The organism is Fusibacter sp. A1, assembly GCF_004125825.1.
GTDB lineage: Bacteria > Bacillota > Clostridia > Peptostreptococcales > Acidaminobacteraceae > QQWI01.
This window is the reverse complement of sequence record NZ_QQWI01000006.1, coordinates 92,985-118,839: the sequence shown is the minus strand read 5'-3', so window position 1 is coordinate 118,839 and position 25,855 is coordinate 92,985. Positions and strand designations below refer to the sequence as shown.

21 protein-coding genes are annotated in these 25,855 nt (G+C 43.5%); 11 read left to right on the top strand and 10 right to left on the bottom strand.

What is annotated here, in order from left to right:
* Position 1: 1 nt before the first annotated feature.
* Entirely contained in the window at positions 2-694 is a 693-nt protein-coding gene (locus DWB64_RS09905) for an aspartate/glutamate racemase family protein (protein WP_129488074.1), read from the top strand.
* Positions 695-810: 116 nt separating this feature from the next.
* Here DWB64_RS09905 and DWB64_RS09900 read toward each other — a convergent pair whose 3' ends face one another.
* The 5 genes from DWB64_RS09900 to DWB64_RS09880 all read right to left on the bottom strand — a co-directional run bounded on the left by DWB64_RS09900 (position 811) and on the right by DWB64_RS09880 (position 8,562).
* Complete coding sequence (locus tag DWB64_RS09900) at positions 811-2,319, bottom strand: hypothetical protein (protein WP_129488073.1); 1,509 nt, start codon at positions 2,317-2,319, stop codon at positions 811-813.
* Positions 2,320-2,407: 88 nt separating this feature from the next.
* Positions 2,408-3,418: an MBL fold metallo-hydrolase gene (locus DWB64_RS09895; protein WP_129488072.1), complete on the bottom strand. Its 1,011-nt coding sequence runs from the start codon at positions 3,416-3,418 to the stop codon at positions 2,408-2,410.
* Positions 3,405-5,207, bottom strand: coding sequence for an LTA synthase family protein (locus DWB64_RS09890; RefSeq protein WP_129488071.1), 1,803 nt, complete (start codon positions 5,205-5,207; stop codon positions 3,405-3,407). The genes DWB64_RS09895 and DWB64_RS09890 overlap by 14 nt, the downstream gene beginning before the upstream one ends.
* Positions 5,208-5,231: 24 nt before the next feature.
* Entirely contained in the window at positions 5,232-7,079 is a 1,848-nt protein-coding gene (locus DWB64_RS09885) for a hypothetical protein (RefSeq protein ID WP_129488070.1), read from the bottom strand.
* Positions 7,039-8,562 carry an NAD(P)/FAD-dependent oxidoreductase gene (locus DWB64_RS09880; protein WP_129488069.1) on the bottom strand — a complete coding sequence of 508 codons (1,524 nt, stop codon included), beginning with the start codon at positions 8,560-8,562 and terminating at the stop codon, positions 7,039-7,041. Before DWB64_RS09880 ends, DWB64_RS09885 begins: the two co-directional genes overlap by 41 nt.
* A gap of 205 nt (positions 8,563-8,767) precedes the next feature.
* Here DWB64_RS09880 and DWB64_RS09875 point away from each other — a divergent pair, with 205 nt between their 5' ends.
* On the top strand, positions 8,768-10,489 hold the full coding sequence (locus tag DWB64_RS09875; protein WP_129488068.1) for an ABC transporter ATP-binding protein: 1,722 nt from the start codon (positions 8,768-8,770) through the stop codon (positions 10,487-10,489).
* Positions 10,486-12,321, top strand: coding sequence for an ABC transporter ATP-binding protein (locus DWB64_RS09870; protein WP_129488067.1), 1,836 nt, complete (start codon positions 10,486-10,488; stop codon positions 12,319-12,321). The genes DWB64_RS09875 and DWB64_RS09870 overlap by 4 nt, the downstream gene beginning before the upstream one ends.
* Before the next feature lie 210 nt (positions 12,322-12,531).
* On the opposite strand, the gene DWB64_RS09865 is transcribed toward DWB64_RS09870, so the two are convergent.
* A complete protein-coding gene (locus DWB64_RS09865; RefSeq protein WP_129488066.1) occupies positions 12,532-12,690 on the bottom strand; it encodes a DUF3787 domain-containing protein in 159 nt (52 codons plus the stop codon).
* A gap of 123 nt (positions 12,691-12,813) precedes the next feature.
* Between DWB64_RS09865 and DWB64_RS09860 the strand changes: the two genes are divergently transcribed.
* Positions 12,814-14,064: an MFS transporter gene (locus DWB64_RS09860; RefSeq protein ID WP_164980346.1), complete on the top strand. Its 1,251-nt coding sequence runs from the start codon at positions 12,814-12,816 to the stop codon at positions 14,062-14,064.
* Positions 14,065-14,121: 57 nt separating this feature from the next.
* Here the strand turns inward: DWB64_RS09860 and DWB64_RS09855 are convergent, their stop codons facing one another.
* The 3 genes from DWB64_RS09855 to DWB64_RS09845 all read right to left on the bottom strand — a co-directional run bounded on the left by DWB64_RS09855 (position 14,122) and on the right by DWB64_RS09845 (position 17,514).
* Positions 14,122-16,365, bottom strand: a complete 2,244-nt coding sequence (locus DWB64_RS09855; RefSeq protein WP_129488064.1) for a U32 family peptidase — start codon at positions 16,363-16,365, stop codon at positions 14,122-14,124.
* 20 nt (positions 16,366-16,385) lie between these two features.
* Complete coding sequence (locus DWB64_RS09850; RefSeq protein ID WP_348983836.1) at positions 16,386-16,622, bottom strand: helix-turn-helix domain-containing protein; 237 nt, start codon at positions 16,620-16,622, stop codon at positions 16,386-16,388.
* Positions 16,623-16,812: 190 nt separating this feature from the next.
* Positions 16,813-17,514, bottom strand: a complete 702-nt coding sequence (locus DWB64_RS09845) for a 1-acyl-sn-glycerol-3-phosphate acyltransferase (RefSeq protein WP_129488063.1) — start codon at positions 17,512-17,514, stop codon at positions 16,813-16,815.
* Positions 17,515-17,707: 193 nt separating this feature from the next.
* Here DWB64_RS09845 and DWB64_RS09840 point away from each other — a divergent pair, with 193 nt between their 5' ends.
* The 7 genes from DWB64_RS09840 (at position 17,708) to DWB64_RS09810 (ending at position 25,131) form a co-directional block, all read left to right on the top strand.
* Positions 17,708-18,298 (top strand): TetR/AcrR family transcriptional regulator, encoded by a 591-nt coding sequence (locus tag DWB64_RS09840; protein ID WP_164980345.1) that lies wholly within the window; start codon positions 17,708-17,710, stop codon positions 18,296-18,298.
* An 8-nt stretch (positions 18,299-18,306) separates the two neighbouring features.
* Positions 18,307-19,401 carry an efflux RND transporter periplasmic adaptor subunit gene (locus tag DWB64_RS09835; RefSeq protein ID WP_129488061.1) on the top strand — a complete coding sequence of 365 codons (1,095 nt, stop codon included), beginning with the start codon at positions 18,307-18,309 and terminating at the stop codon, positions 19,399-19,401.
* Complete coding sequence (locus DWB64_RS09830) at positions 19,394-22,441, top strand: efflux RND transporter permease subunit (protein ID WP_129488060.1); 3,048 nt, start codon at positions 19,394-19,396, stop codon at positions 22,439-22,441. Before DWB64_RS09835 ends, DWB64_RS09830 begins: the two co-directional genes overlap by 8 nt.
* A gap of 53 nt (positions 22,442-22,494) precedes the next feature.
* Entirely contained in the window at positions 22,495-23,100 is a 606-nt protein-coding gene (locus DWB64_RS09825) for a flavin reductase family protein (protein ID WP_129488059.1), read from the top strand.
* A gap of 150 nt (positions 23,101-23,250) precedes the next feature.
* A complete protein-coding gene (locus tag DWB64_RS09820) occupies positions 23,251-24,612 on the top strand; it encodes an MATE family efflux transporter (protein ID WP_129488058.1) in 1,362 nt (453 codons plus the stop codon).
* Between the two features lie 106 nt (positions 24,613-24,718).
* Complete coding sequence (locus DWB64_RS09815) at positions 24,719-24,919, top strand: DUF1450 domain-containing protein (protein ID WP_129488057.1); 201 nt, start codon at positions 24,719-24,721, stop codon at positions 24,917-24,919.
* A complete protein-coding gene (locus tag DWB64_RS09810) occupies positions 24,916-25,131 on the top strand; it encodes a DUF1450 domain-containing protein (RefSeq protein ID WP_129488056.1) in 216 nt (71 codons plus the stop codon). The genes DWB64_RS09815 and DWB64_RS09810 overlap by 4 nt, the downstream gene beginning before the upstream one ends.
* An 83-nt stretch (positions 25,132-25,214) precedes the next feature.
* On the opposite strand, the gene DWB64_RS09805 is transcribed toward DWB64_RS09810, so the two are convergent.
* Positions 25,215-25,838: a hypothetical protein gene (locus tag DWB64_RS09805; RefSeq protein WP_129488055.1), complete on the bottom strand. Its 624-nt coding sequence runs from the start codon at positions 25,836-25,838 to the stop codon at positions 25,215-25,217.
* Between the last annotated feature and the right edge of the window lie 17 nt (positions 25,839-25,855).

The window sequence follows — 25,855 nt, the reverse complement described above, 5'->3', positions numbered from 1 at the left end:
TATGAATGATAAGAGAATTGGAATCATAGGTGGCATGGGACCGGAAGCCACGGCTAGATTCTATTTGAAGCTAATTGAAAGAACAAGCGTGAGTACCGATCAGGACCATTTTAGGGTCATCATCGATTCAAATCCTAAAATACCGGATAGGACCGCTGCCATTTTAGGTGAGGGAGAATCACCGGTGCCTTACATCATCGAAACGGGTAAGACCCTTGAAAAGGCCGGTGTGGATATCGCGTGTATTCCATGCATCACCTCACATTACTTTTTTGACGAGGTGCAGGCAGGACTTGATTTCAGAATCATCCATGCGATCAAGGCCCTTAATAGATATGTAAAATCAGAATACCCGCAAGTGAAGAAAATTGGAGTACTGTCGACGACTGGAACGGTTAAAACAGCCATCTACGACAAGGACCTTAACGGACTTGAGATCATCTATCCCGATGACAGCACGCAGGCTGAGAATGTGATGCAGGCTATTTATGGAGAAGAAGGAATCAAGAGAGGAAACCATGGCATGAAGCCGCTTGGTCTTTTGAGAATTGCGGCAAACAAGATGATTGCATGCGGTGCCGAACTGATCATCGCAGGATGCACAGAAGTTCCGATTGTGTTAAAGCAGGAACATATAGACGTGCCGCTGATCGATCCGATGGATGTGGTGATCAGCGAGTTGATCGGAGAGTAATTTTAAGCGCTTGGTTTTGATAGACTATCGAAACCAAGCGCTTTTATTGTTGATGGATAGTATTGAAGCATTCGTACATTCAGGGATAGGGTGCAGTAGCAACTTAGTTTGCTTCATTAGAAGGATTTGATGAAAAGGTAATAATTGTCAGTCTCTAATGGTTCGTTCTTCCAAAAGAGCCCTCCTTCGAATTTTTTCAAAAAGATGAAATCCTCTAGGTCATAGTCGCTTACACGATAGCTGTTGCCATAGTAATCAACTAGATTTCTGTCAGATATCACAAGGTATGATCCAATGGGCACCTGAGGTGTTTTTTGGAGCTGCATGCTGGGTTGTGAGATCGACCATGACCAAAATCTTTCATTTGAACCCTCATTGTGATTGGCGTAGATATTCCTTTCAAAATAGGGGAGCAAGGAAATTTCATAGTAGGATGAACCATATAGTTCTGAGTTGGCAGGTATGGTCTCTTTAATATAGTTGGCCATATCCTTGCTGGCAGAGTAACTGTTGCCCATATCGTATTGGATTGCATTAAACGACCAGATCAGCTGAATGGACATGATAAGAAAAAAGGATAGATTTATGGTTTTTATTGAAACGGCGTTCTTATTGGGCACGCTGTTTTGCTTTGTGTTTAGCGAGATCCACATCACAAATATCCAGAGGACGGTTATAATGCCTATATGCCAAAATTGAACGTGTTTAAAAGTGAATAGCAGATAAAGCAATAAAAACGGAAAAAGCAAATAGTGCAGTGTGCGACTTCGCCAAAAGAATCTCATCGACAAGTAAACAAAGTTTAACGAAGCGCAAAGGCCCAATGCTGTTTTTAACAGTTGAATCGTCGAAGTGGTATCTGGTCGACTTACCATCAACCATAAGTTAGAACCCAAAGAGTCGACTAGACTCAGCAGTAAAATGACGACAGAACGTAATGGATTCAATCTGATAACCGTTCCAAGAATAACATCATCACTTGGGTATAAAAAAATCACCAGATAAGATGCCATGAATGAAAATAAGACAATCGACTTCCAGTGGAGTTCGATGACTGCTGTGATACTTTTATGATTAATCATGAAAAGCTCGTAGAGAAATACCATAAATAGCGCCAGCGAGATCAGACTACCGTGTAGACTTACATTCGCTAAGAGACACAATAGTATGGAATACTGCAGGCTTTTACTATGACGATTAGGGTGTAAGATGGCAAGTGTGAATAGTAGAGGCACGATCATGCTGTAACTTCGTGCAACGATAGAGTATTGATAAAAGATAAAATAAGTGAATGGTAGTAAGACTTTCACATAAAAAGGAAACGGACTGTATCTGTAGATCAGAAATGCAGATAGGACACCAAAAAAACCTGAAATGAGATTCATGGATAGATAGGGCAGATCTTGACTGGACAGTACATGCAGCGTAAGATGCCATAAACCCGGCGAGCCTTCGTACCTCAACTGATGAAATAGCAGCTGACCGATTGACAAATCTTGACTTAAGAGCCATGCCTGGGCTTCATCCGCCCATGGTTCATGGTTTAGTATGAGTATGAAAGTGAGTGTAATAAATATAATGAAAGAAAAGGAAAGTATATATTGTTTTGTCTTAGTTTCAAGCATAAGTACCTCCATATTATGCATATATTACCCATAAAGGAAGTATCAAAACAATGTAACGGATCAAATAAGAAATAAGAAAAAAGACGGATTAAGATTCCGTCTTTTTAAAATTGCTATAATAGAGGTTTCCCTTGTGAACCCTGACCTGAAGTTTCTCATTTGATACAAGGTAGGTTAGCATACCTGCCAAGCAGCCTCTTGTAATTAGAGCCGAGCTTAGGTTTGTGGTGATCCCTATCTGGTCCACAAGCTGTTCCATGATGCCGTCAGCGGTAAGAGGTGTCCTTAACATACTTATAATCATTTGAAAATGTCGGTTGTAGTAAGTGATATTCTCATCGATCACCTGAATGTGATCGGAGTGCAACTCACCATGTGAAGGCAGATAATAGGATGCGCCGACTTGCTTCAAATTATCTTTTGTCTCAAAATCACTTTTCAAGTCGTAACTGTAAAGAATTTTAGTCGAGTTCAAATAGTCTATGCCCACGTAGGCGTCCGATACATAAAAAACCTCATCAGGAGTGATGATTCCAATCATATTTGGACTATGACCCTTAAGGTCGACCAACTTGAATGTGATGTTGTCGATAGTAAGATCCGAAGTCAATGTATGATCCACAGGCGTTGGACGGTGTCTGATATCTAGGATCGCCTTAAATGGATAACTCGGATTTACGAATAAACCCATCAGGTGCGGATGTTCAATGAATTGCCGTTCGATATCCGACGCGTAGAGAAGGGTATCGAAGGACTTCTTTATGAAACCGGCTGCGGCACAATGGTCGCTATGGGCATGAGTCAAAATCAGATGGCTGATTTTTTGATCGTCCTGCTGGAGGTGTCTGACGAGTTGTTTCGCTTTGTCCAAGTCATAACCCGCATCTACCATAAGCCATTCCTTTTCATTTAATCTGTAGAGCATGACATTGATACCTAGATTTGTCTGGTAGGTGTTTCCATGAATGTGTTTTATCATATGTTCTCCGTTCCACTGGTTGATTTCATAGGTGCCCTTATTCAGTATATAGCTGGTTTTACATTCTATCAAGACAGGCAACCGGTAAATCGAATCCAACTGGTGTTCAGTTTTCTTCATAAGGCGTCAAACTCTTGAGCAACTTCTTAGAGATCTCAAGCCCTTCAACTTCAAGCGTGATCAGTTCATCAGATACGCCGTCGTTGATCAGGGTACCGTTTGAAAAAACGTAACCGTGCTCAAGTGACAACAAGGATTTGCCGACTAAAGGCTCTCTGCTGATGTCTATATCAAGCAGATCAAGGAGAGTAGGCATGATATCGATCTGACCGCCAGCGATTTCACTGGTGCCTATCGAAGTGCCTCCATCATAAATGATAAGCGGTATTCTCAGACCGTTTTTCCATTCATCGGATGGCGTGTAATATTTATTGATTCCTTGGTGATCACCGAAAATAACGACTATCGTATCCTCAAGCAAGTCCGATTCGCCAAGGGTGTCAAAAAAGGAGGCGATGCAGCGGTCAAAATAAGAAAAGCTTTCTACGTAAGCACGTACAGCCCTATCATCTATTTCAGGAAACTCCTCAACAAGGTCTTCTTCTGGTAGTTTGAAGGGGGAGTGGGTTGTCAAAGTGATCAGGGAAAGAAGATATGGAGTATCGAACTCTTTCATCTTTTCCGCTGATTGTGTGAAGAAGGACTTATCGCTTAAACCTAACCCGATGACGCTTGAACTTTCAATCAGATCGTCAGAATCATAGTCCTCGATCCCCCAGAACTCATCATAACCCAAACCGGGATAAACGTTATTGCGGTTCCAAAATGATTTTCTGTCGCCGTGGGCGACTACGCTATGGTAACCGTAATCCTTTAGGATGTTTGCTAGGGAATGATCGAAATATCGCTGTGCGAACTGGTAAAAGGTGACGCCATTTTCGCTTGGATAGAGGGCTGTATTCACAAGAAATTCGGTATCAGAGCTGTTGCCCTCCATTACCTGCTCATAGATATTAGGGAAGTAAAGCGATTCGCTTACCAAATGATTCATGAAAGGCATTATTTGTCGGCCGGCGACGGATTTGCCGATCAGTTGGGATTCCAAAGACTCCACTTGTATCAGAATAACATTTTTAGGTGTGTCCCTGGACTCATCCCTACGAGCCTTCACTTCCAAGAGGTTGTTTCTCTTTTCAAACCAAGCCGCGATTTCGCCCCTTTCATCTTCTGTCAGCTCGATTCGGTTTCGATGGGAAAGGCCATCATAAATCATCTTTATGCCATAGGTCACATGGGAATGGTTTTGAATCGCCATTAGGGGATCGGAATGGTAAAAATGATAGGCAGGGTCACCGAGATCGTTGGCGTAAGAAACCAATCTATAGGGGATGAATAAGACTATAGACAGTCCTACAAGCAGATACAGTACGAACAAGTCCCATTTTTTTCGGTAGCTGACTGAGGTAGGTATTTTAAATGCGATCCAGATGAAAAAGAGAATATCGATGAAGAGCAGGAGGTACTTAAGTTCAAACATGAACAACACAGAAGTACGCACAGTCAATAGATCGGGGATCGACAAAAGGGAAGTGAATGACGGTAATTTATGAAACGCCCTGATGTAGAAGGAAAATGATCCGATCAAAAGCGAATTGAGCAGATTGATGCCCGTCAAGTAGATTACCCCTTTTCTTAGGTCCATGACATACACGACGGAAACTGTGATAAGGAGCAGCGATAGCTTATAGACGGTGAATATTGGAAACTGAAGTCGGAGATAACTGATAAAATCATATCTTGCGGACAATTCTTCCACTAAGAAATAATACTCAAAAACAGTGAATTTGACCGCAAGAAAAAGAGTCAACATGGAATAAAGCAGTTTTTTTTCGATTAGGTATCTTAACATGTTTACTTCCTCGTCAGGTAGTGGCTAGTCTATCCGAAAGAACTTGAATTCACCCAACTCATTAGGTAAAGGGATAGGAGACAGCCAGTCAGGGATTTTATCGTCAAGTAAATCCTGGTAGAGAGTACGCGCATTTTGATCATTTTGATAAAAGTACTTCTCATTTGAATCTTGAACGATGAGAAGAAAGTCGACACTGCGCTGTTCAAGCAAGGTATCGCGCTCAAGCTGTGTTGTAGAGCTGAGCATCCCATAGGCATACAGTATTCCCTCATCGTTTCTATGGTAGGGAGTGGCGATAACATTAAGCCTTGTGCGGTATAAGATTTCTGGTGAAAAGTCGAGGAAGGAAAGTATCGTCTTTTCACTTGTATAGCTAGTCCCATCACTAGCCAGCCAGTCGCAGAAAAGCCTAAGCTTATTCTCTTTTAAGGCTTGCTGACTGGATTCTTCATCGATCATCAGAATCAGTCCTGTAAATGTAAACAGGAAAAGGAATACAAGGATTGTCATATTTCTAAGCAAGATCTGATAGAAGCCCTTGATCCTTTGAGGAATCCTAACTAAGGTTTCCTTTAAAAGCTGGGTAAGCGGTAGGATCGTGATGAAGATGGCATAGCTGGCCCAACGAATCTGATAAAGCGACAGCAGGAAGTAGACGATGGAACCCACAAGCAAAAACAAGTACTTGGGCTGCATCATTTTGGTTTTTAGGTTTTCAGCGACCAAATGGAGGATGCCTAGGAATGGGAGTCCCAAATAGATCAGTAATCTGCCAAGCCCCTTGACCGTAAAGGAGACTAAAGGCTGTACTTCGGAAACATGATCGAGCCAGATCGTTTTTATTGCCGGATTGACATCGGCGAAAGGTCCTTTGAAAAATGCGGGGTAGAGAAGATACATTACAGCCAAGCTAATAAGTCCCAGTGTCAAAAGTGTTGAAAAACGGGTCAGCTTGGTATCTGATTTGAACTTGTCCCCTATAAGAAGCGTAAGAAAGAGCACCAGTGTCAAAAGAGAAAACAAGAGAATATGAACAATCGACAGCTTATCATATACCGTATCAAAGAGACTTGCCATGCGAGTTTCTGAGAGCAGAAACAGGAGTGAGAACAAAGTCAAGGAGGAACAGATGACGATCAGTTCCCTTAGTTGTCCATCCCGCTTCAGTATCCATGATACGCCACTTGCTATTGCGACGATAGCGATTAGGACGATGGACTCCACGCTGATCCACATGCTTACAGCAAGAGCCACCCCAACGAAAATCAATAATGACCGAGATGGGGTGCAAGAAAAACGCTTGAGCGTCAGCCCTATGGTCAATAGAAAGGTTAGCATCAGCAAGCTATGGTGATCTGGTCTTCCGAACTTGAACACATCCAAAATCATAGGTTGTGTTAAGAAAATGAGTAGCAAAAGATAGCGCGAATCCTCTGTGATCACAAATTTGCTATAGTAAAAAAGCAGAATAATCGCCACGCAGCCCAATAGGGGACTGAGCCAAATGCCGACCAGTTCAAGCGCGGATGTGAATCCTAAAAAAGGACTGAGAAGAAGCGCCGGAAGCAGCAGAAGGATATCAAGCGCACGCGACCAGTGGGATTGCTCGCCAAACGGATAGTTACTTCGATCGGATGTCGTGTCAAACCAGTCTCCAGATTCGTACAATTCTTGTACACGCACTAGTCTAGTGAAAGGATCAGTCCCCAATATGTCCAAGCCGCGGGACAGGGCGCCGTAATTATACACAGTGAACTGAATCACCAATAAGAGTGTGATCGTAATCAGAAGCTTGATTTTGTTTTTATGCGTATCGACCATGACTTGATCACTCTTCCTTTTTCTCTTCGTGATATTCGTTTTCAGCATTCACTTGCCATATGTTACTCTTGTCGGTTCGGCCTGTACGTATGTTGTCTATCACTTCAAGTGCCGTCAACATGGAATGGTCCATGTTGTTATAGCGGTGCATACCGTTTCTGCCCATCAGGTAGAGGTTTTCCATTTTGTCCAAATAGGCCTTGACGCAGTCGAAGTCGTCATAAGCGCCGATATAGGATGGATATGCCTTGGGCATTCTTACTACCGTGCTGTCGAGGACATCGGACTTATCAATCGCGTGCATCGATAGCAGTTCACCTACTGCGAAAGAGGAGATTTCTTTGTCTGAAAGCGACCAGAACTCATCGTCCTCATCGCAGAAATACTCGAGTCCGATCCAGATATTATCTTGATTTAACACCATGTAAGGGCTCCAGTTGTTGAATATTTGAATTCTACCCATCTTGACGCTATTCTCCTGCACATAAATCCAGTTATCAGGAATTTTATAGGATTCCTTGTTCTCACCCGTGTTTCCGAGGCTGAAATTTGAAAGCAGTACTCCCACAGAAATGAAATCACGGTAGGAAAGCGAGCATGCGATCTTGTGCACCTCATCTGGAACACCGGAACCCATGGCCTGCACAAGATCCTTTATCGGCATGGTAGATAAGAAATAATCACAATCGATGACTTCAACCTCGTTTGTCAGCTGATTCCTTACGTGCACGCTTCGTGCGATATCATTTTCCATCACGAGCTTTTCGACCTTACTGTTCAGATGGATGGTACCGCCAAGGGCTGTAACCCGTTGACCGACTTCGTCCCACATCTGTCCCACTCCGTATTTTGGGTAGAGGAACTGACCGATCAGACTGGTTTCGGTATCCTTTTGGTTGATATCGGAGTTGGACTGTTTGATGAAAATTGATTTGAGCGCGTGTTTTATAACCTCTTTGATGGAGATTCCTTTGATACGCTGCGCACCCCATTCCGGTTTTATCTGTGAACAGGGAACCCCCCATACTTTTTCTGTATAGTCCATGAAGAAGGTTTGATAGAGCTCCTTGCCGAAACGATTGATAAAAAAGTCTTCAAGTGATTCTTCTGGCTTAATGGGCATCACCATGCTTTTTAGATAACTGAAACCAATTTTAATCATGCGAAGAAGTCCAAGATTACGTATGGTGTTCCAATTCAACTTGATAGGATAGTCAAAGAACTTTTTCAGGTAGTAGATTCTTGAGATTCTGTGTCGGACAAGCATGATCTTGTCGTCAATTGAATCACGTGCTTCATCAGCGGGTAAGATCTGTTCCCACCAGTTCATGATCCGGTCGGATTTAGAGAAAAAGCGATGACCGCCGATATCCATTCTGTTGCCTTTATAATTGATTGTTTTCGAGATTCCTCCTATGGAATCTGTCATTTCAAAGATAATCGGTTCAATATCTGTAGTGGTAAGAAGTTCAATTGCCGCGGTCAGTCCTGCTACTCCACCACCTGCGATTACTGCGGTTTTTTTAGTCATAAAGCCTCCTATATATCTATAATCACTAGTGTATCAGAGCAAAAGTTGTTTTTCATGAGACTATTGTCCCTGAATAGGCGAAAAGTTGTAGTATAGAACATGTATACCTTTTTTTTACACTTGTTAAACGTGCTTCATCAGTCAACTAAAAGTTTGTAGTCATGCTCAATTTGCTTTTGTATAATAGAAGTTAAGAGGTGAAGCGATGAAACATTATAAAACTTACATAAAGAAGTATGGTATCAAGGGCTTTTTCGCAATACTTTTTTTAAGTATTGAAGCATTTTGCGATGTGCTGCAACCGACACTTCTGGCAGTCGTGATCAACGAGGGTGTAAGGTATCAAGATCTTGATAAGGTGCTCAAGTACGGGGCTGTGATGATCGGTGTGGCACTTTTCGGTGCGATCAATGCGACGATGAGAAACATCATCGCAAGCCATGTCTCTTATCATTTTGGCGCCGAACTTAGAGTGGACCTCTTTTCGCGTCTGCTTAAGCTTTCCCAAAAGAACATCGACAGTTATGACGAAGGAAGTCTGATCACCAGAATCAGCAATGATGTGGTTCAGGTACAGCATTTTGTACAGGGTGTCATGCGTATCTTTTTAAAAGCGCCGCTTATCGGAATCGGAAGCATCGTCATGTCGATTAGACTCTATCCCGCATTCGGCTATGTCTATGCGGTGCTATTGCCTTTGATCGTGATGGCGATCGTGATGAATATGAACTACGGGTATCCGATGTTCAGTAAGATCCAATCGGCGCTCGATGCGCTCAATCATAGGATTCAGTCGCTGCTGGCCGGGATACGTGTGGTAAAAGCCTTCAACCGTTTTGGATATGAGTTTGAGCAGTTTGAAAAGGACAATGTCCGTTTAACAGACCTTAGCGCCACCACCTATAGGACAATTGCGGTTTTTCCACCCATGATGACCCTGTTTGTCAACCTGGCCATGGTATTTGTCTTGTGGCGAGGGGCATATTGGGTTCAGATAGGAGTGCTCGGTCTTGGTGATATCATGGCGGTCATACACTATTTGATGCAGTTTCTTTTTGCACTGATGGTACTTGCCCGCGTGTTCGTCATGTTTGTACGGGCCAAAGCTTCCTCGGAAAGAATCGTCGAACTGCTCCTTGATAAACCGGACATCGACAACAGAAAAAGCGGTGTTGAGCTTGATATCAAAGGTGCGATCGCATTTGAAAAGGTAAGTTATTCGTACGGAAAAGGGGCGCTTGCTCTTGATGATATCAGTTTTCGTATTGAGCCAGGTGAAAAAGTTGGAATCATCGGATCGACCGGATCAGGCAAAACGACACTGGTCAATCTGATACTCAGGCATTATGACACGCTTTCGGGAACCATCTCGATAGACGGTCAACCGATTAAGGATCATCAGCTGATGCACCTGCGTAAGTTCATCGGTGTGGTACCTCAAAAAAACAATCTCTTCACAGGTACGATCATGGACAACATAAGATGGGGAAATCAAATGGCCGGTGAAGATGAAATCAGGCTGTATGCGCAAATCGCATGTGCCGACGGATTTATTGAAGGGATGCCGGGCGGATATGACGCCAAAATCGGTCGCGGGGGTGTGAACGTCAGCGGAGGACAGAAACAGAGGCTCGCTATTGCAAGGGCACTGGTCAAAAAACCTAAGATTCTAATACTTGATGACAGTACGAGTGCCATTGATGTGATTACCGAAAATAAATTGAAAGCACAACTGAAGACGACATTTGAGAAGATGACGACGATCATCGTCGCACAGAGGATTTCCTCGGTGATGGACCTTGATAAGATTATCGTTCTTAATGATGGAAAACTGGAGTCGATGGGAACACACGAGGAGCTGATGGGCAGGTCGACCATCTATACAGAAATCTATGCATCTCAACTTGGAAGCGAGGTGCGAAGATGACGCAAGAAAAGAAACCGGTGGAAACGAATTTAGGAATGAGAAGAGGTCGGTTCAGCGACCGGTATTCTGGTACCAGTAAGCCTAAAAACCTAAAACAGGTGGTTAAAAGATTATGGAGCTATTTTAAAGGGGAGAAAAAGATACTGTCTCTTTTAGGAATTGCTGTGGTTGCACAAACCTTGCTCGGTTTGTGTGCGCCTTATCTGATTGGAAAATGGATCGATCAGGTGGATAGGTCTTTGACAGCAAGTAAAATTGATTTATCCTTTGGCATTCTTTTAACTCTGCTTGCAGTCTATGTGTGTTCGGCCTTGTTTCTTTGGAGCCAGGGTCGCATGGTCGCCGGAGTTTCTCAGAGAATGATCAAGACCTTGAGAACGGATTTGATGAATAAGCTATCCAAGCTGCCGATCCAGTACTTTGACACACACGCCCATGGTGATATCATGAGCCGTTTTACAAACGATGTCGACAGTGTGAGCACCACGATAACCGAATCCTTATCACAGCTGGTCGCAGCGTCGCTGACGGTGACAGGATCCCTTACCATGATGTTTATCTTGAGTTGGCAGCTGAGCCTTGCGGCACTGACTGTCACACCGCTGATTTTCATTTTGACAAGATCCATCGCCAAGTTCGCAAGACCGCTCTTCAAAAAGCGAGCTGTCGAGCTTGGGAAAATGACCGGCATAGTGGAGGAATCGGTGGGGGGACTTCAGCTCATACAGTCCTTTAACCGCTCTGACCAGATACTCGAAGAGTTTACAGCCACTAGCAAACGATTAATGGATGTAGGCATGAAAGCGCAGATTACCGTCGGATTTTTGATGCCGATGATGAACGTCATTACAAATCTGAGCTTTGCCATCATCGCCCTTGCAGGTGGGGCGCTAGTGATAAAGGGTGTGACGACTATCGGAATTGTCGCAAGTTTTATCACTTATTCAAGACAGTTTATCAGACCCCTCAACGAGATAGCCAGTGTATACAGTACGATACAGCAGGCCCTTGCTGGCGGTGAGCGATTGATTGAGCTTTTGGATGAGCTTGAAGAGCAAAGTGAGGAAGGGGAGACGCTTGATTTGGATGCGTCACTGGATGTCGTTTTCGAGAATGTCTCTTTTGGCTACGATAAGGACAAGGCGGTACTGAAGGGAATGTCCTTCAAAGTGCCTCCAGGAAAGAAGATAGCCCTTGTCGGGCCGACAGGTGCCGGTAAAACCACAGTGGTGAACCTGCTTGCTAGGTTTTATGAAGCCCAGAGCGGAGATATAAAAATCGGTAACACGTCAATAAAAAACTATAGTAAGGAAAGTCTATATCAGGCCTTTGGAATCGTCTTGCAGGATGCCTACCTCTTTGCAGGCACAGTCAAAGAAAACATATGCTATGGAAACATGGCTGCAACGATGGAAGATGTCGTCTTAGCGGCTGAGCAATCGTGCGCGGATCATTTCATCAATAAGTTGCCGCTAAAGTATGAGACGCAGCTGACTAGCGGCGGCATGAACCTGAGTCAGGGAGAACGTCAGCTGATCACGATAGCTAGGGCGATCGCGGCCAATCCAAGAATTCTTATTCTTGACGAGGCGACCAGCAACGTGGACACGAGAACTGAGAAAATAATTCAACAAGGAATGCTTCGACTGATGAAGGGGAGAACAAGCTTTATCATCGCCCATCGACTCAGTACAATAAGAGACGCGGACACGATCATGGTAATCGATAAGGGGGAGATCATCGAAGTAGGCGACCATGCGGAGTTGATGGAAAAAAAAGGCCACTACCACACCATGGTGATGCACCAATATAATAACGAACCGATCGAATAGGGGTGTTCACCGAATCGTTACAAATGTTCATAGATTATTCATAGCTTGGACAAGTATTCACAGTATGATTAACTTACATCATCAAAGATGAGTCTCCAACTCCCCCCTATTAAAGAGACGACTATCCCGGTAGTTAACCCCCTTCAACTACCGGGAAAATATGCAAAACAAAAGTGGCTATCCTTAACGGAACGCCACTTTTTATTTGTCTTACTTCTCATTTACATGTAACCAATCCATTTGATTCTCCACTGATTCCTCACTCGGAACGGAAACGTGTGACTCATCTTTATAGTGGTCTACATTTGCCCAAGCTTCCGTATCGGAATGGGCAATCTTTCGTTTTAAAAGTTCCATATTCTTTTCCACGTTAACCTCCTTGTATTTTCATAATATTCTGACTTTATTATAACCCAAATGATAATGATTGTCAATTATTATTGGTGTCGTTTTCATTATAATAAGATATACTGGTTGTGAGGAGGAATGAGGATGACGATTGAGGCATTGATAAAAAAAGACAATCAAATTAAGAAATTCAGCTGGTATGGTTTTTTAAAGAACCTTAAGTTTTTTGAACCTTATCTGCTTTTGTACCTGCTTGGAGATGGAATGTCACTTTTAAGCATTGGATACCTGTTCGCAGTAAGAGAGGCAACCACCTATATTTTTGAAGTTCCGTCGGGAATCATTGCGGACTATTTTGGCAAGAAGAAAGAACTGATGATGTGCTTTGTCTTTTACATCATCTCATTTATAGGCCTATTTATCGGCAAGAGTGTTTTCATCTATCTTTTGGCCATGTTCTTTTACGGACTGGGTGAGGCCTTCAGGTCCGGTACGCATAAGGCAATGATCTTAAGTTATCTCGAACAGAAGGGGTGGCAGAACTATAAGACAAAGGTCTATGGACGAACCAGGTCGTTTTCCCTGGTCGGATCATCGGTTTCTGCGATGCTTGCGATTGTTCTGGCACTTTACCTGCCTTCACTCAAACTTATTTTTCTATTTTCAGTGATTCCCTTCATCATCGATTTTATCCTGATTTGGAGCTATCCGCATTCGCTGGATGAGGCGACTCACAAGACGATGCATCTGAGCGACTTTTTTAGGAGTGGACGGTCCACGGTGAAGAGTATTTTAAATCAAAGGAACCTGCGTGATGTCCTTATCAACTCTGCAGTGTTCACAGGTCTCTTTAAGACGATCAAACATTACATACAGCCGATCCTTCAGGGGGTGATCCTGTCTACAGGAATAGTATTTCTGATGAGTCAATCGGCGGACGATACGGTAAAAATTGTGCTTGGACTGGTCTATGGCATCTTCAATCTAGTCAGCGCCTATGCTTCAAAGAATCTGCATAAGTGGGTGAGCGACAAGGAGGCCCAGCATCGATTCGACGATCTACTGAGTGCGATGATTATCATGTTGTTTGTAGTGGCATTGGGACTTAGACTAAACAGCATGGTGCTGGTGATCGGAGGATTTTTCTTCATCTACATCATCAAAGACGTAAGAAGGCCTTTGTTCTTAGTCACGGCCAGCCATTTTATGAAGAAGAAAGAACGCGCGACAGCACTTTCTGTAGAAAGTCAGATTAGCGCGCTCAGTATGATCATCTTAGGTCCGCTCTGTGGGGCGATTGCTGATTATTTTGGCATGACCATGTTATTTGTCTTTTTAGGAATAGCGATGCTGGTATTGAAATTAGGTACAAAAACAAACTCTCAGGAAAACTGAACAGAAGAAAAGCGCTTCATTGGGGTGATCAACCCAATGAAGCGCTTTTGATTATTCCTACATGATTTCCTTATTGAAATGTCCTCTTGTGTCTGTTTCTTGATTAAAGACAGATTCATCCACTGTACCGTTTAGTTTGCCAAGGGCATTCTTAAGCGTTTTCATCACCTCGTCTTTTGACTCGACGGTAAAGTTTAATCTAAATGCTTCGACAGCCTTTATGCTTTGAAGTTCATCTAGAAGATTAAGTGTCTTACCATTAAGGATCGTCGTTGAACAATCCTCATGACAAAGGATTGGGAAGCTTCCGTGGTCATCTTTTAGCTCATAGGCCTTCGTTTTGCAGCTTCCGCATTGATTCATTTTTTCTAGCGGGCAATATTTTGTAAACAGCAAGGGAGCCTTGCCATATACAATCATTTCAAGAGCAGGATAGCCGCCGTTTTTTTCCTGATAGGCAACAACTAAATCGTCGATCTGTCTCTTATTGAGTTCATAAGACAAGGTCACCCGTTTAGCACCTAATTTATAGAGTTCATAACAGCTTTCGGAATTGACGACATTTAGAGAATAGTCCGTTATAAAAGGATTGATTTGTCTGTAGTGGTGAATTCCACCGTAGCCTCCGATAAGCAGCTGGCCTTCCTTTTCCTTATACTCGTTCTGGTTTCTTCTAACGACGTTTTCAAAATAGACTTCCTTAATGCCAAAGCTCATGCAAGCGTCATATTGCTCTTTTGTTGTTACCGTGGCTGTAAGGTAGGGCTTTTGTGGAGCAAAGCTTATTTTTTCTTTTAATTTCAAAGCCTTGGTTCTTTTCTTTTGACTGTTGTGTTTTAAGTCATACAGGCCCTGAACAATTTCTCTTCTTGCCGCATTTAAGAGTTTGGCAGGAATATACACATTGTAGGCTTCAAAATCGACACGCCCAAGGTCGAAGATGGTATCGTTCAATCTTGAGAACTGTTTGATTACCTGTTCTTTGGTCGTTGGGTTATTGATTGCTTCACTTAGCGTTTCTCCGCTTTCATAATAATAGCTGAACCCTATGCCGTCCGCATTGATGATCAGACTTGAATCTGGATAGGCATATACGCTGATATCGAGCTTAAAACGCCTAAACTCGTTCTCCAGTGACTGTTCCAACTCTTTGTAATAGGCATAATCCTTTGTGATATAGACAACATCGCCCCTAGACAACTTTTCTTTGATTTTTATATAGCAGACAGTTTCTGCTTTATTGATTAAATTATCATCCTTATCGTACAGTTTTGCTACGGTTAAGACGATATCCTCGTTGTCATGGCTGATTCTGATGATATCGTTTTGGTTTAAAGTACGCGTGAGTGTTATTTCATAGGTATCCTTGACACACTTGCTGATTCTACCGATTTCAAAGCCGAAATTGTTAGGCCTCTCAATATTAGTAAGGTCTTTTTTTGCCTCGTTAAACAAATAGCCTTTGGTGAATGTCCTATTGAATGTCTTGCTAAGATTTTCCTTATCTACTTCGGTTATTTTACGATCTAAGGCCTTGCGATAGTTTGATACGGCATTAGCGACATAGGCAGATTCTTTCATGCGACCTTCAATTTTTAAGGAGTCGATTTCCCTCAACTCTTCAATATGATCGATGGTGTTCAGATCCTTAGGTGATAGGATGTAGTTTTTCGATAAAACTGTATCCGTTGTCGTGTCAATAAGTTCATACTCTTTACGGCATGAACCGACACATCTACCGCGATTTCCGCTGCGATAGCCGATTAATCCGGACATCAGGCAGTTTCCTGAATAGGATACACATAAGGCACCGTGAACAAATATTTCTAAAGGGATTTTGGCGATTTTTCTGATTTCTTTTACTTTTTCAACATCTACCTCACGGGATAGAACCACTCTATTGGCACCAAGTTCTTTAAATAGCAAAGTCCCGTCCAGATCGTCTATGCCCATTTGTGTGGAACAGTGTACTTCCATATCAAGAAAGTTTTTGCTGACAAAATCGAAAGCGGCAAGGTCTGCGACGATAATGCCATCAACACCGATTTCATTTAAGTTTTGAATCTGTTCTTTCATCTCATCCAGTTCGATTTCGAAAACGATGGTATTCATTGTAACAAAGATCTTAACATTTCTCAGGTGCGCATACTCAACAGCCTCTTTCAACGACTCCAAGTCGAAATTGGATGAGTATGCACGTGCGCCAAATTTTTGCATTCCTAAGTATATCGCATCACAACCGTTGGAAATTGCAGCTTTCAGAGCTTCCATACTTCCTGCTGGCGCTAATAATTCAGTCATTTTTTCCTCCATACTATCCGCTATCGCGCACTGTGCGCTTCTGGTGTTTCAATCGTATATTTATCATCCGCGGCTCCGCCTGATTTGATCCAAGCGTCGACTTCTGATTTCTTAAACTTCCACAGTTTTCCGACCCTGCTACATGGTATCGATTCAGCTTTTATCCATTTGTGAACCGTATCCTTTGTAACGCCCAAATGTTCTGCTATCTCTTTTGTTCCTGCCCAAGGTTCATTGATATTGTTCATTTCGCTCATTAGGCTAAACCTCCTTTTGCCATGCATAGCTAATTATATAGAGTTTAATATGTTTTGAAAAGCATAGATATGATTTGATACGAATTTGTCGTTTTTGGACGTGCTTCAAATTGGATTCTAGTTGACTTTATACTTTTACAAAGCAAAAGCGGACAGCCAAAATGAACTGTCCGCCTTTATATGAAATGATTTATAGTGCCGATGCGATCGTAGACTCGACAAGTGTAGCTAGCTGAGCCGTGTCGTTTTTAAATTCATCCGTCATCAAGACAGGCGGATGAATGGTGATTTTCACAGTGGCCGGTTGGATGATCAGACTATCTTTTTTCATCAGATGAATTGAACCGCTGATCGTAATTGGAATGATAGGAGCGCCCGATTTTGTAGCAAGCTTGAGACTGCCTGGCTTGAATGCGAGCAACTGACCGTCCCTGCTTCTTGTTCCTTCTGGGAATACAAGTAGCGAGTGACCGTCCTTTAGCAGTTTTACTCCGCCGTTGATGGCTTTAATCGCTTCTCTAGGATTGCCTCTTGTGATAAACACGCATTGAAGGTACCTCATCCAGCTGCTGACAAAGGGCAGCTTTGCGAGCTCCTCTTTTGCGATAAACCCGAAAGGTCTGTCGATGTTGGCGAGCATCAGTGGAATGTCAAAGGCGCCTTGGTGGTTGGATACATAAAGTGCCGCACCCTCAATAGGAATATGTTCAAGACCCGTAATTTCAGTTTTACATCCTGCAAGACGTAATAGGCTTTTAGCCCATGAAGACGCGTTTTTTACAGCGACCTCATGCTGCTTTGATTCTTCTTGTGTCTTAAGCCAGAGAAACTCTGGTAGTTTTACCAGCTGATAAAGCCAAAAATAAGTAAACCAAACAATTGTTCTAAACATCTACATACACTCTCTTTCTTTATTTTAGGTTATCATTATACCACATACTTGTGCCCTATTAATAAAAAATGAGCATTGACTTCTTGAAGAGAACAGTGTAAATTTAAAAATGAACAATTGTTTACTTTTGTGTAAGCAATTTAATTTTGGGTATATAATGAACGCATGTTTATTATATAAAAAGGAGGTACTTATGGCTCAAGTGCTGAAGGATGAAATAAGACTCAACATACTCGATGCAGCGCGTGAGGTTTTTGTCGTTGAAGGATTTGAATCGAGCTCCATGAGACAAATTGCAAAAGGAGCTGGAGTGACGGTCGGAAACTTGTATAGGTACTTCGACAATAAGGAAGCGATGTATGATGCGATAATCAGTGATGTGATTTCAGCGATAAACGGCGTTCTGCTTGAAGGAAGCGCGGGAAAGGTCGGCTTCCATACAGAACTTGACGGGAGCGCTACTACTGAGGAACAACGGATGACAGCCAAGAGGATTCTTGAAGGTCTGAACCGTCTGGTACCGACGCTGCTGGATAAGCATATGACCGATCTGATGATCCTCTTGCAGTCGGCGGATAAGCTAAGGCACCATCCCCATGTTTTTGATTTGATTTCGTGGGTCGGTAGGAGTCTTGAATTAGGGCTTAAACTCAACGGTTCGGGTGAGTATGCCGCTATTGCCCTTATTAAGGGGGTCGAGGCGATCCTAGCGGACCACGAAGATATCGATACGACCAGTAGCCGGTTACAGGTATTTATGTCCTATATGACAATGAGAGAGTAGGTGACGACATGAAAAAAATACTATTATGTTTTATATTCATCCTGACTTTATTGATTTCGGGATGCCAGTCAAAAATGATAGAAGTGGTAGTAAAAGAAAAGCCCGTGACGGTTGAGACGCTAAAGACCACTACCAACCCTGTAGAACTGACGTATATGGGATATGTCGAACCTGCAGAAATTAAGAAATACGCATTTCTAGCAGGAGGTACGATTGATCGGGTTGAAGTTGGCGTAGGTGATGAAATCATTGCAGGTCAGATTTTAGCGGTGCTTAATTCAGATAAGCAGACGATCGCTTCGGATTCGTCTTACCAGCAAAAAAGGGCTGCGCTTCAGGAACTTGAAAAAGCCAAGGAAGCCTATAACTATTACGGGGAGCTTCTTTCTGACACGAAAGCGTTAGTGGAGGTCGGGGCCGGTTCAAAACAGCAGCTTGAGGATATCCAGTTCAGATACGACATCGCTGGTAGGGAGCTGTCGCAGGCTCAAGCCAATTACAACCAGGCGTCACTACAGACTCAGTACAGTGAAGATACTGTCGAGGATACCGTCCTTGTGTCTGATATGGACGGACTCGTGCTTGAGGTCTTCAATAAATCTGGAGAACTTGTCTCTGCGGGGTATCCTGTGGTGCTTGTAAGAGGCCATGATACGATCGTGAAAGTGGGATTGACCTCTAGGGATGTGAAGAAACTCAAGATTGGCGATTCCGTTGAAGTCCTTTCAGGCAGTGAGACCTTCACAGGCAGTATCGGACAAATCGATATGATGCCGGATGAAGTCTCAAGAACCTATGCGATAGAAATCGATGTGAACAAGGGTAGCTCCCTTCTTCTAGGAGAGGTAGTGACTGTGGTTCTAGCATCTGAAAAACAAGAGGGAATATGGATTTACATGTCTCATATCTTGAATGATGGTAGAGACTATGTGTATGTAGTAGAAAATGACAGGGCGATGCGAAGAGACATCACCTTACTTTCTTTATACAAGGACAAAGTATTGGTTGAAGGTCTTAGCAGCGGTGAAACACTTGTAGTCGGAGGGACAAATACCCTATCTGACGGATACAAGGTCCATATCGTAGGTGAAGAAGATGAGTAGGCTGATTGCGTTAGCGGTAAAGGAAAGAAAGGTCACCATATTACTATCTGTGCTTGTCATCTTATACGGGTTCTATGCATACTACTACCTTCCACGACAAGAAAATCCAGACACGTCAAGCCCGGCGGTTCAAATCATAACCGTCTATCCAGGAGCATCTGCAAAAACCGTCGAAGAACAGGTTACAAAAAAAGTGGAAGACGAGATAGCAGCCCTTGATGGGGTTGAAACTATCAGATCCTATTCTCAAGACAATGTGTCGATTGTGATAGGAATGTTGACTCACACGGTGGATTACGATGAACAGTGGGATAAGCTAAGGGTAGGTTTGGAGCGTCTCTCGCCCGAAATGCCTGATGGAGCGATGCCGTTTGATGTGGATACGGATATGACCTACTCGGCAGGGGTTATCATCTCACTATCGAGTGACACATATGACCAGTCCCGTTTGTCGCAGTTTGCAAAAGAGGTTAAGGATGAACTGTCCGGTCTTGATGGTGTAAAGCGCGTCGAAATCGAGGGTGAACAGATCCAAAGGATCGAAGTGACCGTCAATGAAGCCTCCATCTATAAATTGGGGATCAGTATCGAGGATATCTATAATGTCATAAGAGCTCAAAACGTGGTCATTCCTCCCGGGTCAATCAACACCCCTGCGGGTAAAATCAACGTAGCGGTTCCTAAAAGCATCTCGTCGATCGGCGATGTGGAAAATCTGATAGTAAGCATATCTGCAGAGACCGGTGCTGCTGTCAGGTTGAAGGATGTTGCAAAAGTTGAATTTTCCTATGACGAGGGTTCCCTTTATTACCTGAAGGATTCAAGAAATGCGGTGCTTGTGACGGCTCAATTTGATGATGACGAAAATGTGGTACTCATCGGAAAAGAGGTCAGAGCCTCCATCGACCGTTTAAAAGTGAAGTTCCCTGAAGGCTTGATCTTTGAAGAAGTACTGTTTCAGCCCGAAGACGTGGCGAACTCAGTCAATGACTTTATCATGAACCTTCTTCAGGGTGTTCTTTTTGTCGTACTTGTGATCTTTATTGGAATGGGATTTAGAAACGCGATTGTAGTGTCAGTCGCAATCCCCTTGTCACTTGCAATGACATTCGCCACGATGCAGTTCTTGTCTGTGGATGTTCAGCAAGTGTCCATTTCCGCACTGATCATTTCACTAGGAATACTTGTCGACAATGCGATCGTAATAAGCGATGCGATTCAGGTCCATATCAACGATGGGATGAATAAGGTAAAAGCTTCTTATTTAGGAGCGAAAGAGCAGTCGATTCCTGTGCTTACTTCGACGCTTACGACAGTTGCAGCCTTCATGCCACTGATGAGCCTGCCGGGTGAGGCGGGTGAGTTCATAGAGTCCTTGCCCCTTGTCGTTATTGTGACGCTTGTCGCATCCTATGTGGTGGCGATGCTTGTTACTCCTTCACTTGCAAGTATGGCACTCAAAGAAAGGCATGTGAAGCATGACATATTGTCGGTTGTCAGCAAGTTTTATACGAACCTGTTGGAAAACAACTTGAAAAGACCTTTGTTCAGCCTGTTTCTGGTGATGCTTGTGCTTATCGGAGCGATTTATACCTTTATCACTTCAGTGGACATGCGCCTGTTCCCTTATGTGGACAAGGACATCGTCTATGTGAACATATCCAATGAGATTATCGGTGACATAGAAAGTACGAAAGAACTGGTTCTGCTCGCAGAATCCATCTTGAGGGACCAACCCGAAATCACGACACTTACAAGTGCAGTGGGGGGCGGGCTACCAAGGTTCTATATGACAGCAGATTTTATCATGCCGAGTGAGAACAACGGACAGATTCTTGCAGCCTTCGACCTTTCAAAGGATACTAGGTTTGAAACACGAGCGGATTTCCTGTATCATCTGCAAAGTGAGTTCGACCGTAGGTTTGTCGGCGGATACGGGACAGCCAACCTGCTCGAAATAAACATGCCGGGATCGACCATAGAAGTTAGAATATCTGGAGCGAGCGACGAGGAACTTAAAGCCGTCGCAGGTCCCATCTACGATTATCTTCTAGACCGAACAGAGACGATGAACGTACAGTTAAGAGAGCCCGGGTATCGCTATAGTTATCTGCTGGATGTGGATGACGATAAGGCTATGCAGTTCGGATTGTCTAAGTACGATATACAGTTTCAGATCAATCTGGCACTGAACGGTTCTAAAGCGACTGTGTTCACAAAGGATGACCAGAGTTACGATATCTTTGTCTCGTCTGATGTAAAGTCCATTGAAGATATCAGCAATTTGAGAATCAAATCCAGTTGGACCGGAAATAAAATACTGTTAAAGCAGTTCGCCGATGTGGACATGAAATTGGAGCTGGATACCATCAAACGCTACAATAGGGAAACCGTGATCACTGTCGCCTCTGATGTCAGACCCCAATACGGCAGTACCGACATTCAAATGGAGCTACAGAGCTTCATCGAACAGCTCGATACTGATCACGTGAAGATCAGCTACGGTGGAGATACGGAGACGATGGTCAAGTACTTGTCAGGACTTGCTATTGCGGCACTGTTCGCACTTGTGATCATTTATGTGATTCTGCTGATCCAGTTCAATTCACTGATTCAGCCCTTCATCATCATGAGTACGGTTCCGCTTGCCCTTATCGGTATCGTGTTCGCACTCTTTGTGACAGGAACAAACTTTACCTTTACGGTAGGACTTGGCGCAGCCAGCTTAATAGGTATTGTAGTGAATAACGGTATCTTGCTTATTGAATATATCAACAGGGCAAGGGAAAGTGGTCTGATGACGATTGAAGCATGCAGGGACTCGGTTTCGAGAAGAATGAGACCGATACTGCTGAGTACGGTGACCACTATTTTTGGTCTCGTACCGCTGGTTTTCGCAGACAGCTCCTTCTTCAGTCCGATGGCCATAGCCCTTATCGGAGGACTGATCGTTGCAACGATCATGACACTGACCGTTGTGCCGACCATTTACTACGTGCTTTCAAAATTCGAAAAAGAAAAAGTGGAGATTGAGTTTTAAAGGAGTGTGGAGAACGCATAATTGGGTAAAACTACTCTAGGAGGTTACTAAAAATGAAGATAAATGTCAAAGCCTATCCCTTGCTGCATGCGGTGCCAATCGTCGTCGTAGGATCCAAATCCGATGATAGGATGGACTTTACGACAGTGGGAGACGTCGCTGTCATCAGCCTGATACCTGCAATGATGATGATCTCACTACACCAGGATCACTATATTACTGAACTGATCAACGAGTCAGGCAAATACTCGATCAATGTTCCCACACCCGAACTTTTGGATGAAGTCGACGCTTGTGGTATGAAAAGCGGTAGAGCCTTCGATAAGAGCCAGCTCTTTACGACAACCGTAGACGAGGACGGCTATATCGCCATCGAGGAAGCTCCGGTGACCCTTTACTGCGAGGTCTTTGAAAAGGTGCAGGTGGAGCACAGGGTCTTGTTCTTAGCCCGTGTAGTCAAGTCCTTCATCGAAGAGGACTACGTCATCGATCCGGAATGCGAAGGCTCGCTAGACCTGACCGGTTTTCAAACGATTTCATACGGAATGGACAACCATTACTACGCTGGTGGCGGAGAACCTATCGGTACTGGCTATCAGGAAGGAGAATCCATCATCGAGTCACTAGAGGATGAATCGGAGTTCAATATCATCGATTAAGTTTCATTTACGCAAACAGAGCGGTTTTATTGACGGTTAAGTCTATAAAGCCGCTTCCTTTTTAGCAATTCTCACAAGTAGCAGTCAGGCCGGGCTGTGGTATAGTATCTTTAGAGTAGTGAAATAATTTTATGACAATTAGGAGACGACATGAATAAGATATCAGAAAATACATCGGTGTTTTCACTAGCTTGGCCGATTTTTATAGAAATGCTGCTATTTATGATGATGGGCAACGTGGATACCTTTATGCTCAGCAGGTATTCCGACAGTGCCGTAGCGGCTGTGGGAAACGCCAATCAGATGGTCAACACGATCAACATGCTTTTCACCATCACAACCGCTGCGACAGGCATCATGATCACACAGTATCTTGGTGCGAAACAAGAAAAGAAGCTCAACCAGGTCTATTCTATAGCGACCGTGTTCAACGTCTTTATCGCGACGGTCATGACCATTGGAATCTTCATGTTCCAGAGCGAGTTTTTCAAATTGATCAATCTTCCGCTTGAGCTAGTCACAGACACCAAGAGCTACCTTGATGTCATTATGGGCTTTTTAGTGATATCGGCGATGTACATGACCTTGTCGACAATCCACAAAAGCCATGGAAACACAAAGCTTACCATGTATATCGCACTTGGCATCAACATACTGAATGTCATAGGCAACTATATATTCCTGTTCGGCCCCCTCGGTCTTCCGGTACTTGGCGTAAAAGGTGTCGCCATATCCACCGTCGTGAGTAGGTCTATCGGCATGCTGATCATGTTGTCTTATCTCGTACTTGTGATGAAGCAGCATATCCACCTAAAGAATTTGATACCGTTCCCAAAAGAAATGGTGAAGCAGTTCTTTAAACTCGGGCTGCCTTCTGCCGGTGAACCGATCTCATGGCAGTTTTCCCAGATGTTCATTTTCGCCTTTATCAACATCATGGGCACGACCACAGTCACAACAAGAATGTATTCGATGATCATCATCTGGTTCACCTTCCTGTTTGCGATGGCAATCGCCCAAGCGACACAGATAATCACAGGGTACCTTGTCGGTGCGGGCAGGTATGATGACGCATACCATCTAGTCTTCAAATCATTGAGAAAAGCGATTCTTGCGTCGCTGACAGTTTCTCTGCTCTTTGTACTGTTCAGATATCAGCTGCTGGGAATCTTCACAGACAATAAGGAAATCATTGAGCTTGGTGCCAAGATCCTAATCATCGACCTGTTCTTAGAACTGGGAAGGGTGACGAACATCACCGTGATCTTCAGTATGAGAGCTGCAGGCGATGTCAACTTCCCTGTAATCGTCGGAATACTATCGATGTGGGGAATCTCGACACTAGGTGCCTATGTTCTTGGCATTCATCTTGGATGGGGTCTTGCGGGCATCTGGATTGCCATGACTGCCGACGAGATCACTCGCGCGATCATCATGATTTTCAGATGGAGAAGCGGCAAGTGGAGAGGGCGTGCCATCGTCCATGAGGCGGAGCTCGAACTGGAAGGATAGGAAGTCCTATAAATTCAAATTTGATATTGATTATTATTCTCGTTTAGTGTATTCTTAGTTCAGAACCACTATAAACTAAATGTAGCTAGAAGAAGGAGAATATAGAATGATCAGAGTTTGTTCAAATTGCTCAAATGTGGATGTTGATGTACTTGTTGAGACTTTCTCAGAAGACTTGGTTGAAGTAAACTGCCTGGGGCAGTGCGGGATGAATCCCGATGAAAGCTTCGGTTATGTGAATGAGGAATTTATCATCGTAGATACTGAAGAAGAGTTCATCAAGGCGGCAAAGGAACAGTTGAAATGATTCAAGTATGTCCTAGCTGCTCAAATGTCAGTATCGATGAGCTTATCGAGAAATTCGGTGAGAAGAACGTTGAGATCGACTGTCTGAGCGAATGTGGAATGAACCCCGAAAACAGTTTTGGATATGTAAACGGAAAATGGGTGTTCACAGAAACAGAAGAGGATTTTCTTGAAAAAACAACTGAACTGCTTAGTGAAACGATAAGCGAATAGGCAATAAAAAATCCGCTGTTGTGTAGATGAAACTACGCCAACAGCGGATTTATCATTTTTTTGCCATTCTTCGGCTTACTTGGTTATTCCTGTTCTACAGAATCACCGTTTTTCCAAGCGTCAAGGCCTTCCATCACAGCGTCATAGGTCTGCTGAGAAATTTCGGGTAGCTCGCCGCCAAAAGCCTCTTTTGCCGCATCGAATCCATCTTTTATCGCTGAAACAAGCTGATCGTATTTATCAGGATTGCCACCAGAGATTGTTTTGGCAAATTCGATGATTCTTTCTGAGGTTTGCTTCACGCCGTGGTATCCGTCTTCGGCGATTGCCGCTTGTGCCTCGGCTCTCATCTCATCGTCCACTTCGATCAGGACCTCTTCACCAGTTTCCTTGCTTTTGGCAACGGCTTTTAGAACATCCTCATATTTTAGTCCTTGTCTTTCAATCATGGATTTAACCGCTTCTATCAATGATGAGTAAGCCTGTTCTGCTTCCGCTTTAAGCTCGTCAATTTTTGTTTGATTGATGACATGACCCTTCTTATCGTAACTGCTTCCTAGCTCTTCTGGGGCGGATGGTGTATATGCTACTGCCGCACCTTCGGGTTTATTAGCTTTGGGATCGTCTTTTTTCGTTGGTTTAGGCTCAATGGCTTGCAGTGGTTTTAAAGGTACCACCGGTCCGACTGCTTTAATTTGATCACTCATTACTAGACCTCCTTGTC

Bases quoted from the DNA above. Each gene is read 5' to 3' on its own strand.
- DWB64_RS09885 (WP_129488070.1), bottom strand. From the start codon at position 7,079: ATGCTGAAAACGAATATCACGAAGAGAAAAAGGAAGAGTGATCAAGTC.
- DWB64_RS09880 (WP_129488069.1), bottom strand. From the start codon at position 8,562: ATGACTAAAAAAACCGCAGTAATCGCAGGTGGTGGAGTAGCAGGACTG.
- DWB64_RS09845 (WP_129488063.1), bottom strand. From the start codon at position 17,514: ATGTTTAGAACAATTGTTTGGTTTACTTATTTTTGGCTTTATCAGCTG.
- DWB64_RS09890 (WP_129488071.1), bottom strand. From the start codon at position 5,207: ATGTTAAGATACCTAATCGAAAAAAAACTGCTTTATTCCATGTTGACT.
- DWB64_RS09855 (WP_129488064.1), bottom strand. From the start codon at position 16,365: ATGACTGAATTATTAGCGCCAGCAGGAAGTATGGAAGCTCTGAAAGCT.
- DWB64_RS09810 (WP_129488056.1), top strand. From the start codon at position 24,916: ATGATTCAAGTATGTCCTAGCTGCTCAAATGTCAGTATCGATGAGCTT.
- DWB64_RS09905 (WP_129488074.1), top strand. From the start codon at position 2: ATGAATGATAAGAGAATTGGAATCATAGGTGGCATGGGACCGGAAGCC.
- DWB64_RS09820 (WP_129488058.1), top strand. From the start codon at position 23,251: ATGAATAAGATATCAGAAAATACATCGGTGTTTTCACTAGCTTGGCCG.
- DWB64_RS09900 (WP_129488073.1), bottom strand. From the start codon at position 2,319: ATGCTTGAAACTAAGACAAAACAATATATACTTTCCTTTTCTTTCATT.
- DWB64_RS09825 (WP_129488059.1), top strand. From the start codon at position 22,495: ATGAAGATAAATGTCAAAGCCTATCCCTTGCTGCATGCGGTGCCAATC.
- DWB64_RS09895 (WP_129488072.1), bottom strand. From the start codon at position 3,418: ATGAAGAAAACTGAACACCAGTTGGATTCGATTTACCGGTTGCCTGTC.
- DWB64_RS09805 (WP_129488055.1), bottom strand. From the start codon at position 25,838: ATGAGTGATCAAATTAAAGCAGTCGGACCGGTGGTACCTTTAAAACCA.
- DWB64_RS09850 (WP_348983836.1), bottom strand. From the start codon at position 16,622: ATGAGCGAAATGAACAATATCAATGAACCTTGGGCAGGAACAAAAGAG.
- DWB64_RS09835 (WP_129488061.1), top strand. From the start codon at position 18,307: ATGAAAAAAATACTATTATGTTTTATATTCATCCTGACTTTATTGATT.
- DWB64_RS09860 (WP_164980346.1), top strand. From the start codon at position 12,814: ATGACGATTGAGGCATTGATAAAAAAAGACAATCAAATTAAGAAATTC.
- DWB64_RS09840 (WP_164980345.1), top strand. From the start codon at position 17,708: ATGGCTCAAGTGCTGAAGGATGAAATAAGACTCAACATACTCGATGCA.
- DWB64_RS09870 (WP_129488067.1), top strand. From the start codon at position 10,486: ATGACGCAAGAAAAGAAACCGGTGGAAACGAATTTAGGAATGAGAAGA.
- DWB64_RS09830 (WP_129488060.1), top strand. From the start codon at position 19,394: ATGAGTAGGCTGATTGCGTTAGCGGTAAAGGAAAGAAAGGTCACCATA.
- DWB64_RS09875 (WP_129488068.1), top strand. From the start codon at position 8,768: ATGAAACATTATAAAACTTACATAAAGAAGTATGGTATCAAGGGCTTT.
- DWB64_RS09815 (WP_129488057.1), top strand. From the start codon at position 24,719: ATGATCAGAGTTTGTTCAAATTGCTCAAATGTGGATGTTGATGTACTT.